Below are 15,903 nucleotides of genomic sequence, written 5' to 3' on the forward strand. Positions count from 1 at the left end.
TTTTAACATAAATAGTATATGTAATTAGTAGGAGAATGCTTGGACAATAGAAACGAAATAGACTTCGGGAATTTTACAATTGAAACTTCTCTTTAATCATTTCCGCTACTTCTTTTGCACTCAAATACGTGTTATTAATTTTTATATACTCTTCTTTTTCAATTTCACCATAAAGAGAGTTTAATCTATGCATTTTCATCGTTTCTTTCAAATTATTTTCAGACCACTCAATATCTCTTTTTTTCGGTTTATGTTCTAATCTATTCGGGCTTTTATTTCGTTCTAATCTTTCATCTAATTCCGCTTCCAGCTCTACAAAATACACTGTCCCACCTTTTGATTCAAAAATATTTTCTACATGATGTATATAATCCCAATCCTCTTGGAGGTCAAATGCCCATATATACGTAAAAATCATTCCAGATAAATCACTTTTAGATACTTCTTCAAATATTTCATTACGAAATAAACTTACTAGTCTTTTTGCTTCTTTCGTACTGTAATCAAAAATTGGACTTACTAAATCAATTGTCATGTGGTTATGAAAAAGTTTTAAACCGGTTAATGTTGCTAATTCTTGCCCCACTGTCATTTTTCCAACTGCTTGTGGGCCAAATATTAATATAAGTTTCATTTATTTCCCTCCAATCTTTCTCTATAAACCATTACATAAAATAAAAAATAAGACAGCCGATTTTAAAACGATTGCCTTATTTTTTATTCATAGTTTTAGTTCTATTCTTTTCGCACAGCTTCAAAAGTAATCGTTTGATTTGCATTTGACGGTTCTTTTTCATAAACATATTCAGTAGAGCGAGTAATGTTTGAGAAACCTATACTTTCTAAAAGAAGTATAAACTCTTCTATTCCATACCAGCGCAGCGCAAAGCGTTGCAATTCTGTTTGTACTAACTGTCCTTTACTCCACTTTTCATATTTCAAATATGATACAGTAACTTGGTTCAGCCAATCTATTTCAATTGATTTATTTTCTAATGTGATTCCGTCTCCGCTTGGCAAAGAGAAAGTCGATGTATGAATTTCCCCAGTCTTCCATTTATGCGGGAGCATAATATCTACGATTAATCGTCCACCTGGATTAAGATGTTCATAAAAACATTTCAATGCATTTATAGAATCCACACGATTTTCAATTAAACAAAAAGATCCAGTAGGAATGATAATTGCGTCATATTTATGCGGAAGTGAAAATTGTTGCAAGCTTCCTTCATACAAATTAGGATGTAAGCCTCTCTCTTTACAGCGCTTACGGCAAGAATCTAGCATTTCAGGTGAATAATCTATCCCATCCACTTTAAAACCAGCCTCTAGAAGCGGAATGATGACACGCCCTGAACCTACTGCAGCTTCGAGGATTCTTCCTCTACAATCTTTTAAACGTTCTTTGTAATACTCAATATCACCATTTAAAGAATAACCGACTGGTTTTGTGTAATCATACAGTTCCGTACAAAGTGTACTATAAAAACTAAACATTTATTTTTTCCTCCGTTTTTACGTACGGAAGATTTCAATTCAACTAATCTTCCTGTACCTCTAATTTTAATGAGATTTCGAAAGAGCTGACTGTCATAATATATCACTCACTTTCCATAGAATATAATGATATTGTATTACATAACCTTCCAATTTGAAATATAAAAATTAAAAATTCAGACTACAAATTAAAGAGCTTACTTTAGTAAGTTCTTTAGAAAAAATATTTATTTCACAATCGGCAATGTCACTTCACTTAATTTCACAGTAAGTTTTGTACCAGCTTTCGGTCTAATTGTATAATCATAATCACTTGCAATTAAAACAACTCCGATTTGATGCCCCGCTTTAAATACATAATCATCTGGCTGCATGTCCCATGTGAATGTATAATCTTTGCCCGGTTGAATCGCTGTTGAATTTTCTATACTCTTTACGTTTTGTGGGTCCATCCAGCCTCTCGTTACGATTTCCGGCTTCGCTCCTCCATAGTCAACAAGTAACGCTGTTAAATTTGATACAGATCGATCAATATTTCCTGTAATTGAAATCTTTGGTGTACCACTTATACGCGTATCTTTTTGCAGTACAGGCATTGTATATACTAATCGATTTGCTACTTCTAATTCTGGGTTTGCTACTAATTGGTTTGATTTTATTTGTGCATCATCTAAGAATGAGAAAACTTTATTAGCCGATCCCATACTTAGTGGCAAATTGACTGATTTATTGCTTAAATACATACGGATTTTTGAATGTACAGCCGCTGGATCTGGCCAATTTTTTATCTTTTGCCACGTTTTATTTTCTCTTTGCACATCAACCATTGGTTCATCCATAATTCCATTTTCAATTCCGTACAACCAATAATCTAACCATTTATTTTGTGTTTGCTGCCAGTTATTACTTGATGTCCCACCATGACCACCTTGGTGTAGCCACATTTTACGCGGAACATTATTTTCTCCAAGTGCTTCCCACCATTGCGCGAACTGTTTCGTTTTAACATTCCAATCGTTTAAACCATGAACAACAAATACACTCGCTTTTACATTTTTAGCATCTTTTACATAGTTACGTTTATCCCAAAAATCATTATAATTACCTGTTTTTCGGTCTTGTCCAGCCGTTAACTCTTTTATAACTTGTCCGCAAACTTCAGGGGTTTCCCTTGTCAGTACTGCTTCTGCCATATTATCTGTATCTTCTCCTTGATACCCGCCTGGAGCAATGACTGCACCATTTGCACGATAATAATCATACCAACTACTAATTGCTGCGATTGGAATAATTGTTTTTAAACCTTCAACTCCAGTAGTCGCAACAGCATTTGGTAATGTACCATTATAAGAAACTCCAGTCATACCTACATTGCCTGTAGACCAATTTGCCTGAACTTCCTCACCCTGTTCTGTAAATGCTTTCGCGCGACCGTTTACCCAATCAATAACAGATTTTGTCCCGAGTATCTCTTGTTCATCTCCAGTTGTAGGGCATCCATCTGATTTTCCAGTACCAATACTTTCGCCTAAAATAACTGCATAACCTCTTGGCACGTAATAGTTCCCATACGAACCAAGATTAATCGCTCCATACGGTTTTCCTTCATACGCATACAATTCTTCATCTACATTATATACAGGAACATCTTTTAATCCAGATCGATATGGACTCATTTCATAAATAACAGGAACTTTCACATTCGGATCTGTCTTTGGACGCATAACTTTTATCGATACTCTGTCTTTCTTACCGTCTCGATCACTATCAACTTCTGTCTCTACATATAAATTTTCGATAATAGCTTCATCGAGAGAATAAATCGGTTTTGTCATCCCATTTTCTAATTCAATTTTCGTATTTTTAGTCTCTTCCTTCTTCTCTGCATGCACATCCATAGTAAAGCTAGGTATAATTGTTGCAGATAGCATTGCTGACAGTGTAATTGCCATTTTCTTTTTACTCAAAATATTCCCTCCCCTTATTCGTTCTCTTTTACTATATAACAAAATAACTGAAAATTCAGTTTTATTTTTATATAAAAGTTGAGAAACTCAAAGATTTCTTATTAAGTAAAATTTAATGGAGGTGTGAAATTATTTTCCCACTCCCACCTTCTTTATAAAGTGAAACTTTAATCAACCCTCACCAATTGGGCGTTTACGATCAGCAGGGCCACTTCTTTGCTTTCGCTGAATTTTGAGGTGGGGTCTTACTGCCCGGCAAATAGCGGGATAAATAGAGAAAAAGACAACCAATATTTCTATCGATTGCCTTACATTCCATTTATTATTTTTCTAACTCTTTAAAGGTATCTTTCAAGTCTTTATCAGATACCTTTATATCTGCATTTTTAAGCAGATCTCTAGTAACTTGTTGATGGAATTGAGGATCTTGTATACGTTGCTGTTCTAATTCTTTACGAATATTCTCTTTCTCTTCCTCATACGGTTTAAGCTCTTTTTTATCCGTTAGCTTAATAATATGATATCCGAAAGAAGATTTAACAGGTTCACTCAATTGACCAACTTCTAACTTATACGCAGCATCCTCAAATTCTTTCACCATCATACCAGGTCCAAATTCAGATAGTTCCCCACCTTTTTCTTTAGAACCTGGATCCTCTGAATATTGTTTAGCCAATGCCGCGAAATCTTCGCCACTATTTAATTTTTCTTTAATTTCTTTTGCTGTCTTTTCATCTTTTACTAAAATATGGCTAACTTGAAGCTTTGGCTTATAATGATCTTTAATATCTTTTTCCGTTACGGTTGCTTTAATAGCTTTTTCAAAAGCAAAAGTAAGCTTTAATTTCTCTTTCAACTGATCTTCATTTTTCACACCATTGGATTCCATATATGTATTAAAATTATCGCCCATCTTGTCTTTTAATTCTTTTAGTTGTTTCGTTACCTCTTCATCCGTAACTTTATATTTATCATGTAATACTTTCTCTACTACCATTTCAGATAAATTCTGTTTACCGTAGTTTTCTTTTAATTTTTTGTTAAAATCACTTTCTGAAATGCTTCCTGATTTTGTCGTTACAATATTATCTGATGAACCACATGCAGATAAAGATAACGTCATACCCATTAAAATGCTACCAATTACTAATTTCTTTCTTTTCAAATCTGAATACCTCACTTCATTAAATTCAAATATAACTATGTAAATATAACGTTTTCCTGTGAACTTCACGTGAATTTAATGAAAGTAGAACATTTGCTAATTCTCTATTTAATACATTAATTTCGAAAATTATGGTGATTCATCCTATATCGCTAATCTCTAAAGCTGCAAAAAGGACTAATATTTTCATTAGTCCTTTTTCACATTTATATAAAATTGAATTTCTCCATCTATAGAGGAAACTCCATATTCAAAACCATGCCTTTCTAAAATACTTTTCACTATCGCTAGTCCTAATCCTGTACCTGATTTTTCTTTACTACGAGAAGATTCTAGTACATAAAAAGGCTCCCAAATTTTCTCGATATCCTTAATTTTATCCGTAGGAATGCCGTTTTTTATTTGGAAATATATACTTTCATTTCTATCTTCTAATGTAATTATTATGTTTTGATTTGCTGTATATTTTATCGCATTAGAAATTAAATTTTGAAACACCATTCTCATTTTATTTAAATCTGCATAAACGATTGTATTGCCCGCATTACAATTTACTTGCAAGTTAATTTCTTTCGAATCCAGTTCAATCTGATGCTTATCTAATATACTCTGAACCAGTGGTTCAATGGGGAATTCTTCTTTTTGTAAAATATCTCTTTCTAGTTTAGAAAATCGTAATAGTTCTTCAATTAAGTTTGATATTTGATCTGTTTGTTTAATAATTGTATCTACATAAGTCCCATCATCTAATCCATCTTTAATCCCCATAGAGTATGCTTTTACTAATGCGATCGGTGTCTTTAATTCATGCGTTACATCACCCATAAATCGTTTTAAATGTTCATTACGATCAGTTAAGTCTTGATGTGCTTCATGTAGTTTTTCACTCATGATATTAATACTATTGGCCAACTCTCCTATTTCATCATTCGTTTTCACTTTCGTTCTTTTAAACTGCAAATGTGAAATATCCTGAGCCACATCACTTAACTCTTTCAGTGGTGTCGTTATTATTTTTGAAAGTATCCACACAAGTAAAATAATAAGAAGGAGCGAGAAACATAGGATATATAAGTAAAATGTATTTAACGTATTTATAATTTCATTTGAATTCGCAATGGAAGTCCCAATTAAAATTATCGTATCATCTTTCGCAATATATTTAGCAAAAAAACTCGCTTTTACCTTTCCTTGATCGTACAGTTTATTCGATTGCCCTTCCGTCTTCACTTTCATAACTTCGTCTTTCGTAATCCAAAGCTTATTTAACGTTACTTTCTTTTTCGTAAGTTGCATGCGTAACGCGTCGTTCATAGCATCTTCTGACTGATTAATTGGCGTATACACAATTGTAACGTTATTTTCACTTTCAATTGTATGAATAACATCTTCTAAATCATTGACTGGCGCATTTTGTATTTGAGTTGTAAATTCATTTAAGTTTTCACGTGTTTTATAAATATTATATTTCGGCAGGAGAAAGTTAATTAATAATAAAGAAATTGTAAATATAAGAATAACGGTTAAAGAAATGCTGAGAAATAGCTTTTTCCCAAGTTTATTCACTTTGTTCCTCCAAACTATAACCCAGCCCACGATGCGTCTTAATAATATTTTCTCCAATTTTTTTACGCAGCCTTCTTACATGTGTATCAACCGTTCTCTCTTCTCCAAAATAGTCAAATCCCCATACAATGTCTAACAATTTTTTACGAGTTAAAATCGTTCCTTTATGATTTAAAAAGCATTTTATTAATTCGAGCTCTGTTTTTGTAATTTCTAACTCTATATCATTTTTATATACTTTATTTTTGGCGAAATTTATCTTTACATCTTGTACTTGAATAATATCATCATGCTGAATAAGTTTTTTCGCTCGCGTAATTAGTACTCCTGGATGAAATGGTTTTTTTACGTACTCATCTGCCCCACTTTGAAGCGCTGCTAATTCATCTTCGCTTTCACTTTTCGCCGTAAGCATTAATACTTTTACGCTTGAATTCTTTTTTATTTCCTGACAGACAGTAATACCACTATGTTTCGGCATCATCCAATCCAAAATAGCTAAATCAATTTTTTCATCATAAAATATTTGAAGTGCTTCCTCTCCGTCTTTCGCTAATAATACTTCAAAGCCTTCTTTTTCAAAATAAGCTTTTAAAATCCTTAACATATCTTGTTCGTCATCTGCAATTAATACTTTCATATTTTTTCCTCCATTGCTTTTAAACAAAAACCAATTGTATCATACAACATCTTTGTTACATGAATGTGACAGAAAAATATTTAAAGCTTTTGAGGGGATAGTAATGTTGAGGTGTTGTATTATGATAAAAAAAATCGGGTTCATTTCTCTTCTTTTATTTCTATTATCAACAAATGTGTTTGCAAATACAAATCAACAAATTGAAGTATTTGATTGTCAAAAAGAAATGGTCATTCAAAAACAATCTTTAGATCCAGTAATCCAAAAAGAAGCAGTTCAATACGCTAAAGCAATTACTGGTCCATTTAAAAACTTAAATGTCGTTCCAAAAGATGGCTATATGATAAAAATCCCATTATCTAAGCCGGTTTCTATTACTAATCAATGGTTACACACTACAATAGACGAAGTACTTATACTGCTCCCACTAAATGAAAAGCCTTATATTATGCTTTATGATGATGAAAATAATCCGCATTTTTATTATGTAAAAGGTAAACCAGGATTATTATTGAAACAAATGAAGGTTAAAATGTAATTGAATGAAAAGGAGTCACCTTATAAGCTAAATTTTAAAAGCTAAGGTGCTCTTTTTTATAATAACAATTTGGTAAATGAAATTATAAAAGTTGTTTTTAATATAAGGGTCGCACCTTCATATATATCAGGGATTTTTAAAATATATCGATTTATCAACGAAAATACCTTTCCGTAGCTATTCTTTGGATAGCAATCTCTATAATAGTTTGTAGTGACTCGATCCCTTATATAATCCCCCTTTTACAAATCCATTTGAAGTATAAAACACATCCCCTTGCTTCGTGTCAGCATGTAAAACAATCACTTCAAAATACTTTTCCGCATGACATAATAGTTGATTTAATAATAAATTCCCTAACCCTATACGCCGATAATCCTTGGAAATATAAAATCTCCTCAACCGCCCAATCTTATTGTCTTTTGTGTACGGATCTTTATTTAAACCTCCAACTCCGATTAACATATCCCCTTGGAAAATACCATATAAACATTCTCCAGTTTTATTGAATACATTTACTTTGTGTTTATATTCATTTATTAGTCTTATAAGGAAATTAAACCCTTCTTCTTCACTGTCTTGAACGAGATGACTGAATTCATATTCCATTAAATTTTCTATTTGTTGAATATGTATATCTTTCAAGTCCATTCCCCCTAAGTACGAAAATACATAAAAATGCTCGAGAATCATTTATTCTGAGCATTTTTATGGTTGTTACTTTGTTTAATTCATAGTATGCATATACTTCACTTCATATGTAAATCGATAATACAGTTAATTAATTTTATTATGAAAATATAAGAGCCTTGCTATAATCTAGTGTGTGGTAAGGCTCTTTAAAGTTGTGTAATTCTTATTGAACTAAAGCACCTGTTTACTTAAATGAATACATATACATTTATAATGTCTCTCAAATATACTATCAGTTTATATATTCCCCATTCTTCTCTAACAGGTTCAAGATAAATTGTAATTTGTTAATCAATATGTTTGTGTAACCACTGTTCAAATATTTTCAACTGTTCTTCAGTATGAAGGTAATGTTCACCCGTCTCCATAACTTCTAATTCACAACGATGTTTTTTTGTAAAATAGTTAATAGTTTCAAATTCGCACAGTTCATCCTTAGCTCCGTACATAATATATGTATCTGTATTCCATGTACTAATAGGATGCTCTTTTACATAGCATAAATAATCCCAATATAACTTTTGACCAATAGATGTCTCTATAGTCATTTCTTTTTGTAAAAGCTCCGGTGTTACATTAAACCATTTCATCATATTTTCTATAATTCGTTCCATATTAACTACTGGTGATAAAAATAATGCCTTTTCTATCACATCATTTTGAAAAGCTAAAAGGCTAAAATATGCTCCCATACTACATGCAAACACGTTTATTTCTTTCCAATGTTCTTTTGCGTAGTTCATAATTATAGATAATTCATTAACACAAAACTGTACTTTACAAGGAGTGTTATCATTCTTTCTTTCTCCATGCTCAGGTAAATCAAAGCTTAATACTTGATAACCTTTTCGATCGGCTTCTTCAGCTAATATTTGAATAACTGCATCTTCCTTATTTGACATATTTCCATGTACTGCAATAAAAATTTTTTCACTCTTATCTCCCCACAAAACCGCGGGAATATTACTAATTTTAAAACTATTTTTAAACATATTCCCTCCATAAAATAAGACATATAGGACTTGGAAAAATGCACACACTTTATTTATCTCTGTACAGCAGGCAATATCCCCTTCAACTCCATTAAATCATCTATTACTACATCAGCCTGAGCAAGTTCATCTTCTTGCGCAAAATCAAAATTGCACCCAATTGCAAGTAAACCGTTGTCTTTCGCTGCATTTATATCAGATAGCCGGTCACCAACTACGACTGCCTCTTTTATATCATATTTGTTCATAATACTTTTAACTAAGTCACCTTTATTTAGCGATTGTATTTGTTCGATACTAAACGTTTCAGTCACCCACTTGTCTAAAGCATAATAAGTTACGATTGCTCGTAAATATTCTTTCAAACCATTACTAGCAATGTAAATGGAACAATTATTTTCTTTTATATATGTAAATATTTCTTTTACATTTGGATATAAAGCGCCTTTTCCGCTTTTTATGTTTTCAATTAGTCTATCTAAAAAATATGCATCTGTTTGTTCTCTTATTTCAATAGAATGTTCCGGTAATAAAGCTTCCCAAACTTTCGGTAGCGGCACACCCATAATTTCACGGTATTTTTCAATCGGTGTTACCGTATCCCATAATTGAAGTGATCTTAAGTGATCAAAAGTATCATCTAACGATAATTCTAAAATTTTATCTGTTTGAAATAATGTTCCATCCATATCAAAAATTAATGCTTGTAACATTCTTATCTCTCCTTTTGGACTATAGTTTTACCAGATATATTTTTAAGAATCCCAATAATAATTTCTGAGCAATAATTTGCAGCAGTTTTCGCGAAATTATCATAAGAAACTTGAGCTTCATCATCTGCACTGTCAGAAATACATCGTATAACAAGAAACGGTATATCATTTATGTAGGCAACATGTCCAATTGCTGCACCTTCCATTTCTGTACAATGAGGTGCGTATTCGTCTATTAATTTTGCCTTTAACTTTGAATCTTCAACAAAACATTCACCACTTACAATTCTTCCTTCGTGAACTTGAATATTTGAACTATTACTGTTACATGCTTTACGTGCTAACTCTATCAATTCCTTACTTGCAATAAACTCCTCTTGAAACGGGAATAATTTTTTCATTTGATTTTTACTTACATCATGATGGGTAACATTAGTTGAAATAACTACATCACCAACTTTTACATCTGGATGTAATCCACCAGCAACGCCCGTATTGATGATAGAGTCTACATTAAATTTATGAATTAATGTTTGCGCACATGCAGCTGCATTTACTTTCCCTACACCAGAACGTGCAATAATTACTTCTGTTCCCATGAATTCTCCAATATAAAATGGCATTCCCGCTATTGTCTGTTCTTCTTGTATTACTAGCTTTTCTAAAAGTAAATCTATTTCAATTTGCATTGCTCCGATAATGCCGGTTCTGTTCATGTATGTAGTCCCCTTTATTAATTAATCCCTTTAATCCTCTCTGACATAACCGACAATAAAAATTTCGGAAGTACAAGTCTTTAATCTTTTCGGCTGTGAGAGTAACCTATACAGCCATTCAGTTCCAGTATCCCTCATTATTTTCGGTGCTCTTTTTACAGTACCAGATATTATATCAATCATTCCTCCGATACCAATAGATAGCGGAACGTTTAATGTTTGTATGTTTTCATAAATGAACTCTTCTTGTTTTGGTGAACCTAGTCCTACAAGTAATAAATGCGGTTTGAATTGCTTAATTTTCATTTTTATTTCTTCTATTTCTTCACCATTTACAAATCCATGCTGTCCTTTAAATTGTGCTCCTGGGAACTGCTCATTTAATTTTTCTAATGCCTTTTTATTACTTTCTGGCGCAGCTCCAAAAAGAAAGACACGATATTCATTGTCGTTACAATATTTTATTAAATCGTGAGTTAAATCCGCCCCAGTAACACGTTCTTTCAAAGTTCCTTTTAATATTTTCGAGCCAATTATGACACCAATCCCATCCGCTGTTATTAAATCCGCAGATAGTAACATCTTTTTAAACTCCTTTGATTTTTCCGTATTTTCCTTTGCAGACATAACAATTTCAGGATTTGCAGTTACTACAAACCTTGGTTTCTCTTGTTGTTCATGTAGCCAACCTTTTAATAAACTTATAGCTTTTGCATATTCTAAAGTTGAAAAAGGTATACCTTTTATAAATTGCTGATCCACTGTACTCTCCCCTTACATAAGCTGCAAATATTCATCAATGTCTTTAGAAATTTGAATAAAAGCTTTATTCCAAAATTCATAATTTCTTATATCTATTTCAAAATGTTTTTTCATAAGCTCCTCTACTGGAGCCTTTCCTGTTTCTCGTAAAAACTCTTTATATTTCAAATGAAAAGTACTTTTACCTTCTTGAGCTATTTCTAATAAGCTAAAACTTACTAAATATCCAAACGTGTATGGATAATTGTAAAAAGGAACATCTGCTATATAAAATTGAATATATTTCATCCATACAAACGGCTGGTATTCACTTAAAGCATTTCCATAAGCTTCTTTTTGTGCAATTATAGATAATTTCTCAATTTCATCAGCACTTAAAGGACCCTCTTTACATTTTTCATAAAATGTTTTTTCAAACTGATACGATGCTCGTATTGCCATTACATAATTAAAACTATTTCTTATTTTCCAGCTAAGTAATGACTTTTTCATATCTTTACTATCCGTTGTTTCAATTAGATAATTTAAGAGTACCATTTCAAAGAAAATAGATGCTGATTCAGCCGTACTCATTGGCAAATAATCATCTAAAAAAGATGTAGATTGTTCAAAACTCATATTATAAAAATGCCAAGCATGTCCTAATTCATGAGCGAGCACTCTTACACTATTTATACTCCCATCATAACGAATGGAAATTCGCGATTCTTTCTCACTGAAAAATGGAGCACAAAACCCGCCTGGTGGTTTATTCTCTCTCGGTTCAGCATCTACCCAACCACTTTCTATCGCATTACGTGCAAATTCTGCTAATTCTTCATCAATATTCTTCCATGCATCATAAACGTTTTGTATTGCTACTGAAAAAGGAATCATGACCTCATTACTTTCCTTTACCGTCATAAGTGCATGCCATGTAATTGAAGCTTTCCCTTTCTTATACACGTTTAAAGCACTTACTAATTTATCAAGGTTTTCTTCTGTCGCATTCCACATTTGGAATAATACAGTTTCTGAAATGCCATTCGCATGAAAAGATTGTGTTAAAATCTCTCTATCTTCTATTTCATTACTCTTTGCATTACGCAATCTCCCTACTTGATTTAATACAGTAGCAAAGATTTCTTTTTCCTTATGTAAAGCACATGTTAATGACTCGAATACTTCTAATCTTTCCTTTTCATTATCACTATTCATTGCAATAGTATTTGCTTGTCCAAAGGATAATAGTTTATTATTGTGCTCTATTTCTATCCTATCCCGTAATTGTATGTACATATTTTCCCACGCATTAAGTTCATCTTTTATTAACTTAGTATTATCTGAAGTTTCCACTTCATTATGTTTTATTACTTGCTGTAATTCACTTTTTAGTTCCTTCACTTTCACGGTCAATTTAGTAAGGTCAGATGGAACACTTTCTTCAACCGATCGACAGTACAAATAGTATTCTGCTTTTTCAATAGCTTGTATAAGCTTTGAAAGAATCTCTACATCTTTTGTTACAAAATATTGCTCTTTCAACTCCAAAATCGGAAATAGAATATCCTCATTCAAATACAAGCGATTTAAATCCCATCTAGCACTTTCTTGCATTTTTATAGCCGCCTCCTATTTTTACAAATAGTTACAGATATTTCTCCCCACACAATTATATATGAAATGGCAAAATTTTGATATCTTCAAATATTTAAATTCCTATAAATATATTCTTATTTATACTCTTTTCTTCTACCATTAAGTATCATTACACATATAAAAAATACTCCCTCTACAAGATTGCATTTGATATAGGAAAACTTCAAAGATTTTATCTTCATCAATACCATATCGACCGATTATCACAGATTAAAAAATAAAAAAGGATTGATCAAAAGATCAATCCTTTACTCTACTTCATTTAAGAAAAATAACGTTATAACGCCAGGTCCTGTATGTGCACCGATTGCTGCACCAATTGTATTTACGATAAATACTTCACAGCCAAATCTTTCCATAATTAATGATTTTAATGCTTCCGCTGTTTCTAAATCGTCACCGTGAGTCATACCGATTGTTTGACCTTTAAGGTCTTTACCACGTTCTTCCATAATATCAACAATACGGCTTAATACTTTCTTTTTCCCTCGTACCTTTTCAAGTGGTACAAGTTTTCCTTCTTCCACGTTTAAGATCGGTTTAATGTTTAGTAAACCACCGATAAATCCTGCGACTTTGCTTAAACGTCCACCTCTCACTAAGTACTGTAAGTCAGCTACAGTGAAGATATGTTCCATATGGCTCATTAGAAAATCAACACGCTTTAAAATATCTTCTTTTGATGCGCCGTCTTTTGCCATTTTAGCAGCTTCTAAAACGACAAGACCTTGACCAAGCGAAGCACATTTCGTATCAATAATTTCTAAATCTAAGTTAGCATATGTTTCTTTTACTTCCTCTTTAATGACAACTGATGATTGATATGTACCAGACAGTTCAGATGAAAAAGCTAAATATATACAAGGATTACCTTCTTTTGCATAAGAAACAAATTTTTCTTGGAAAGTTTCAAGTGAAGGCAATGACGTTCTATAAACAGCACCTTCTCTCATTTTTTGCAATAATGTAACTGACTCTAATGTTACTCCATCTAAATACTCTGTTTCTGCTTCATCATATACACGGAGTGGAATTAAATCAATATCATATGCTTGCAGCAATTCTACTGGTAAATCCGCCGCACTATCCGTAATGATTTTAACGCCCATTTTCAAACCTCTATTCTGTTATAAATATAAAATAATAAAATAAAAATAGTACTTTTAAATTATATACGTAAAACTTAAATGAAGAAAGGAAAACACTTTATATTGTATGCACCTATTCTTCAAAACTTGAACTATTAATGAAAATCGTATGATTCCAACCACTTTTTTCCTGATATTATATTCGATATAATGAAAATAGCGCAAGTTGACTGAAGGAGGATGCACATGAGTATTCAACTAGCTACATCTAATGATTTAGAATGGATTAATAATCAATATGACTCAATAGGATTTGTACGAAGTGATTTAAAGAGAGATAAAGTTGCAATTATTACATATAACAACGAGTATGCAGGTGTTGGCCGATTAGTCCAAATAGATGAAGATACTTTAGAAATGGGCGGGATTTTTATTCTGCCTCAATTTAGAGGGCTTCAATTAGCTGGTGAGCTTGTTTCATTTTTAGTAGAAACTGCGAAAAAATCACAAATACAAAATGTATATTGTCTTCCTTTTGAGGAATTAGAAAACTTTTATAAGAAATATGGATATACTGAAGTCGATACTACGACAGAAGCAGTCCATCCAATTATTCTAAAAAAATATAATTGGTGTTTGGAGAACTACGATAAACACGTTCTACTATTTAAATTGTAAATGTAATAAAGTGAAACTTTAATCAGTGGGAGTTTTAATCAAATCCCTCACCAATCGGGCTTTGATTAAAACTCTATGTTCCGTCAATACTATAGATAATATGATTGTATTTCTCCATTCCCCTTGGAGAGGAGCAGTTGGCTTTTGCTAGCTGCTCTTTTATTTTTTCAAAAAGTCACATAAATATCTTTAATTCCAAACATTCAAAAGATAAAATATGATATGATTGTTATGAAGATATTTACCAACTAATAAATGCGCCCTAGACTTACGTACTAGGGCGCATTTATTTTTTAGTATGTAACTCCTTCACTCATCTATTATCCACAAAATAAGTATCATATGCCTTATCAAATTCATATCCTAACTTTTCTGCTAGTTTAGCAGATGTAGTATTCGCTGCGTCCCAGTTTGGATACTTTCCATTTTCTAAGCAATCCAATATAAGAGCTGCACTTACTACCGTTGCCAAGCCCTCTCTTCTATGATTGTGATCAGTCGCAACTTCAATTTCAATCCCATCATTATAAATACTATACGAGGATGCACCGCATACAACTTCTCCGTTATATAAAATGCTATAACCTATACCACGGTTTATATAATCTTCTACCGAATGAAATTGACTTGTGAAATCTTCAGATATCTTATGTAATGTAGGGCTATTTGCGATATGCTCGTCTATTCTTCTTAACTCATATTCTCTTGGAAGTGCTGATATAAAAGATTTTAATTTTGAACGATTAAAAACTTCTGGATTTCGTTTGAATTTATAACGTAAAAACTTATCTATTTTTCTTTCATGGAATGTTTCTAAGCGTTGTTTCCACTCTTCACTATTTACGATAACTAAAATTCTTTCTGGAATATTACGTAATAACTCTTCTGTTTCTTTCGTATTTGGGTCTCCAGCGTAAAATGTAAAAATCCCTACCGTAACTTGTGCTACTTTTGGATTTTCAAGATCATTTACCCAAGCAGTACCCATATGCCCTTGTAAATAAGAAAGTAAAACAACGTTATTGAAATCCTCAAACATAGAAATTAGTTTTTTTCTTGTATGTATATTCGCTTCATATATCATTTACATTCCCGCCTTCTTTAGAATCAACTACTCTTAACATTTTCATGAGCGCTCCATAATTCGTATTCATATACATACCCACCTGTTCATCATAAAAGCAATTGACTATTAAATTAAAACTTCGAATATTTATAAAATATCAGTAAACATAAAATGATTATAACAT

At 32.1% G+C, this 15,903-nt stretch carries 15 protein-coding genes and 1 pseudogene; 2 read left to right on the top strand and 14 right to left on the bottom strand.

Annotated features, from left to right (window positions below):
* Positions 1-73 precede the first annotated feature (73 nt).
* The 6 genes from MR136_RS11840 to MR136_RS11865 all read right to left on the bottom strand — a co-directional run bounded on the left by MR136_RS11840 (position 74) and on the right by MR136_RS11865 (position 6,835).
* A complete protein-coding gene (locus tag MR136_RS11840) occupies positions 74-634 on the bottom strand; it encodes an AAA family ATPase (RefSeq protein WP_103622436.1) in 561 nt (186 codons plus the stop codon).
* Between the two features lie 101 nt (positions 635-735).
* Complete coding sequence (locus MR136_RS11845; RefSeq protein ID WP_000490911.1) at positions 736-1,497, bottom strand: class I SAM-dependent methyltransferase; 762 nt, start codon at positions 1,495-1,497, stop codon at positions 736-738.
* Positions 1,498-1,724: 227 nt separating this feature from the next.
* Entirely contained in the window at positions 1,725-3,464 is a 1,740-nt protein-coding gene (locus MR136_RS11850) for a Xaa-Pro dipeptidyl-peptidase (protein WP_103622437.1), read from the bottom strand.
* A gap of 322 nt (positions 3,465-3,786) precedes the next feature.
* Positions 3,787-4,629, bottom strand: a complete 843-nt coding sequence (locus tag MR136_RS11855) for a peptidylprolyl isomerase PrsA (RefSeq protein WP_000823433.1) — start codon at positions 4,627-4,629, stop codon at positions 3,787-3,789.
* Between the two features lie 189 nt (positions 4,630-4,818).
* Positions 4,819-6,195 carry a sensor histidine kinase gene (locus tag MR136_RS11860; RefSeq protein ID WP_242259425.1) on the bottom strand — a complete coding sequence of 459 codons (1,377 nt, stop codon included), beginning with the start codon at positions 6,193-6,195 and terminating at the stop codon, positions 4,819-4,821.
* Positions 6,188-6,835, bottom strand: a complete 648-nt coding sequence (locus MR136_RS11865; RefSeq protein WP_000865979.1) for a response regulator transcription factor — start codon at positions 6,833-6,835, stop codon at positions 6,188-6,190. Before MR136_RS11865 ends, MR136_RS11860 begins: the two co-directional genes overlap by 8 nt.
* A gap of 121 nt (positions 6,836-6,956) precedes the next feature.
* Here MR136_RS11865 and MR136_RS11870 point away from each other — a divergent pair, with 121 nt between their 5' ends.
* Positions 6,957-7,373, top strand: coding sequence for a hypothetical protein (locus MR136_RS11870; protein ID WP_242259426.1), 417 nt, complete (start codon positions 6,957-6,959; stop codon positions 7,371-7,373).
* A 198-nt stretch (positions 7,374-7,571) separates the two neighbouring features.
* Here MR136_RS11870 and MR136_RS11875 read toward each other — a convergent pair whose 3' ends face one another.
* From MR136_RS11875 to MR136_RS11905, 7 genes and pseudogenes are all read right to left on the bottom strand, one after another.
* Positions 7,572-8,066 (bottom strand): GNAT family N-acetyltransferase, encoded by a 495-nt coding sequence (locus MR136_RS11875; protein ID WP_116344779.1) that lies wholly within the window; start codon positions 8,064-8,066, stop codon positions 7,572-7,574.
* A gap of 287 nt (positions 8,067-8,353) precedes the next feature.
* Positions 8,354-9,058: an alpha/beta hydrolase gene (locus MR136_RS11880; RefSeq protein ID WP_242259427.1), complete on the bottom strand. Its 705-nt coding sequence runs from the start codon at positions 9,056-9,058 to the stop codon at positions 8,354-8,356.
* Positions 9,059-9,111: 53 nt separating this feature from the next.
* The gene (locus MR136_RS11885; RefSeq protein ID WP_242259428.1) at positions 9,112-9,771 is read right to left on the bottom strand and encodes an HAD hydrolase-like protein; all 660 of its coding nucleotides are present in this window, start codon (positions 9,769-9,771) and stop codon (positions 9,112-9,114) included.
* A gap of 2 nt (positions 9,772-9,773) precedes the next feature.
* Positions 9,774-10,487 (bottom strand): 5'-methylthioadenosine/adenosylhomocysteine nucleosidase, encoded by a 714-nt coding sequence (locus MR136_RS11890; protein WP_242259429.1) that lies wholly within the window; start codon positions 10,485-10,487, stop codon positions 9,774-9,776.
* Between the two features lie 17 nt (positions 10,488-10,504).
* Positions 10,505-11,249, bottom strand: a pseudogene (locus tag MR136_RS11895) (WecB/TagA/CpsF family glycosyltransferase).
* Between the two features lie 12 nt (positions 11,250-11,261).
* Positions 11,262-12,845 (bottom strand): M3 family metallopeptidase, encoded by a 1,584-nt coding sequence (locus MR136_RS11900; protein ID WP_063220346.1) that lies wholly within the window; start codon positions 12,843-12,845, stop codon positions 11,262-11,264.
* A gap of 290 nt (positions 12,846-13,135) precedes the next feature.
* Complete coding sequence (locus MR136_RS11905) at positions 13,136-13,996, bottom strand: DegV family protein (RefSeq protein ID WP_103622442.1); 861 nt, start codon at positions 13,994-13,996, stop codon at positions 13,136-13,138.
* Between the two features lie 225 nt (positions 13,997-14,221).
* Between MR136_RS11905 and MR136_RS11910 the strand changes: the two genes are divergently transcribed.
* Entirely contained in the window at positions 14,222-14,653 is a 432-nt protein-coding gene (locus MR136_RS11910; RefSeq protein ID WP_000027152.1) for a GNAT family N-acetyltransferase, read from the top strand.
* A gap of 313 nt (positions 14,654-14,966) precedes the next feature.
* Here MR136_RS11910 and MR136_RS11915 read toward each other — a convergent pair whose 3' ends face one another.
* Positions 14,967-15,737, bottom strand: coding sequence for a GNAT family N-acetyltransferase (locus tag MR136_RS11915; RefSeq protein WP_103622443.1), 771 nt, complete (start codon positions 15,735-15,737; stop codon positions 14,967-14,969).
* Between the last annotated feature and the right edge of the window lie 166 nt (positions 15,738-15,903).

Origin of the sequence: Bacillus cereus group sp. BfR-BA-01311, assembly GCF_022664295.1 — a bacterium.
Classification (GTDB): domain Bacteria; phylum Bacillota; class Bacilli; order Bacillales; family Bacillaceae_G; genus Bacillus_A; species Bacillus_A cereus.

What these genes read in the sequence shown, in the direction of transcription:
- MR136_RS11840 (WP_103622436.1), bottom strand. Translation starts at nt 634, where the DNA reads ATGAAACTTATATTAATATTTGGCCCACAAGCAGTTGGAAAAATGACA.
- MR136_RS11845 (WP_000490911.1), bottom strand. Translation starts at nt 1,497, where the DNA reads ATGTTTAGTTTTTATAGTACACTTTGTACGGAACTGTATGATTACACA.
- MR136_RS11865 (WP_000865979.1), bottom strand. Translation starts at nt 6,835, where the DNA reads ATGAAAGTATTAATTGCAGATGACGAACAAGATATGTTAAGGATTTTA.
- MR136_RS11870 (WP_242259426.1), top strand. Translation starts at nt 6,957, where the DNA reads ATGATAAAAAAAATCGGGTTCATTTCTCTTCTTTTATTTCTATTATCA.
- MR136_RS11875 (WP_116344779.1), bottom strand. Translation starts at nt 8,066, where the DNA reads ATGATTCTCGAGCATTTTTATGTATTTTCGTACTTAGGGGGAATGGAC.
- MR136_RS11880 (WP_242259427.1), bottom strand. Translation starts at nt 9,058, where the DNA reads ATGTTTAAAAATAGTTTTAAAATTAGTAATATTCCCGCGGTTTTGTGG.
- MR136_RS11885 (WP_242259428.1), bottom strand. Translation starts at nt 9,771, where the DNA reads ATGTTACAAGCATTAATTTTTGATATGGATGGAACATTATTTCAAACA.
- MR136_RS11890 (WP_242259429.1), bottom strand. Translation starts at nt 10,487, where the DNA reads ATGAACAGAACCGGCATTATCGGAGCAATGCAAATTGAAATAGATTTA.
- MR136_RS11900 (WP_063220346.1), bottom strand. Translation starts at nt 12,845, where the DNA reads ATGCAAGAAAGTGCTAGATGGGATTTAAATCGCTTGTATTTGAATGAG.
- MR136_RS11905 (WP_103622442.1), bottom strand. Translation starts at nt 13,996, where the DNA reads ATGGGCGTTAAAATCATTACGGATAGTGCGGCGGATTTACCAGTAGAA.
- MR136_RS11910 (WP_000027152.1), top strand. Translation starts at nt 14,222, where the DNA reads ATGAGTATTCAACTAGCTACATCTAATGATTTAGAATGGATTAATAAT.
- MR136_RS11915 (WP_103622443.1), bottom strand. Translation starts at nt 15,737, where the DNA reads ATGATATATGAAGCGAATATACATACAAGAAAAAAACTAATTTCTATG.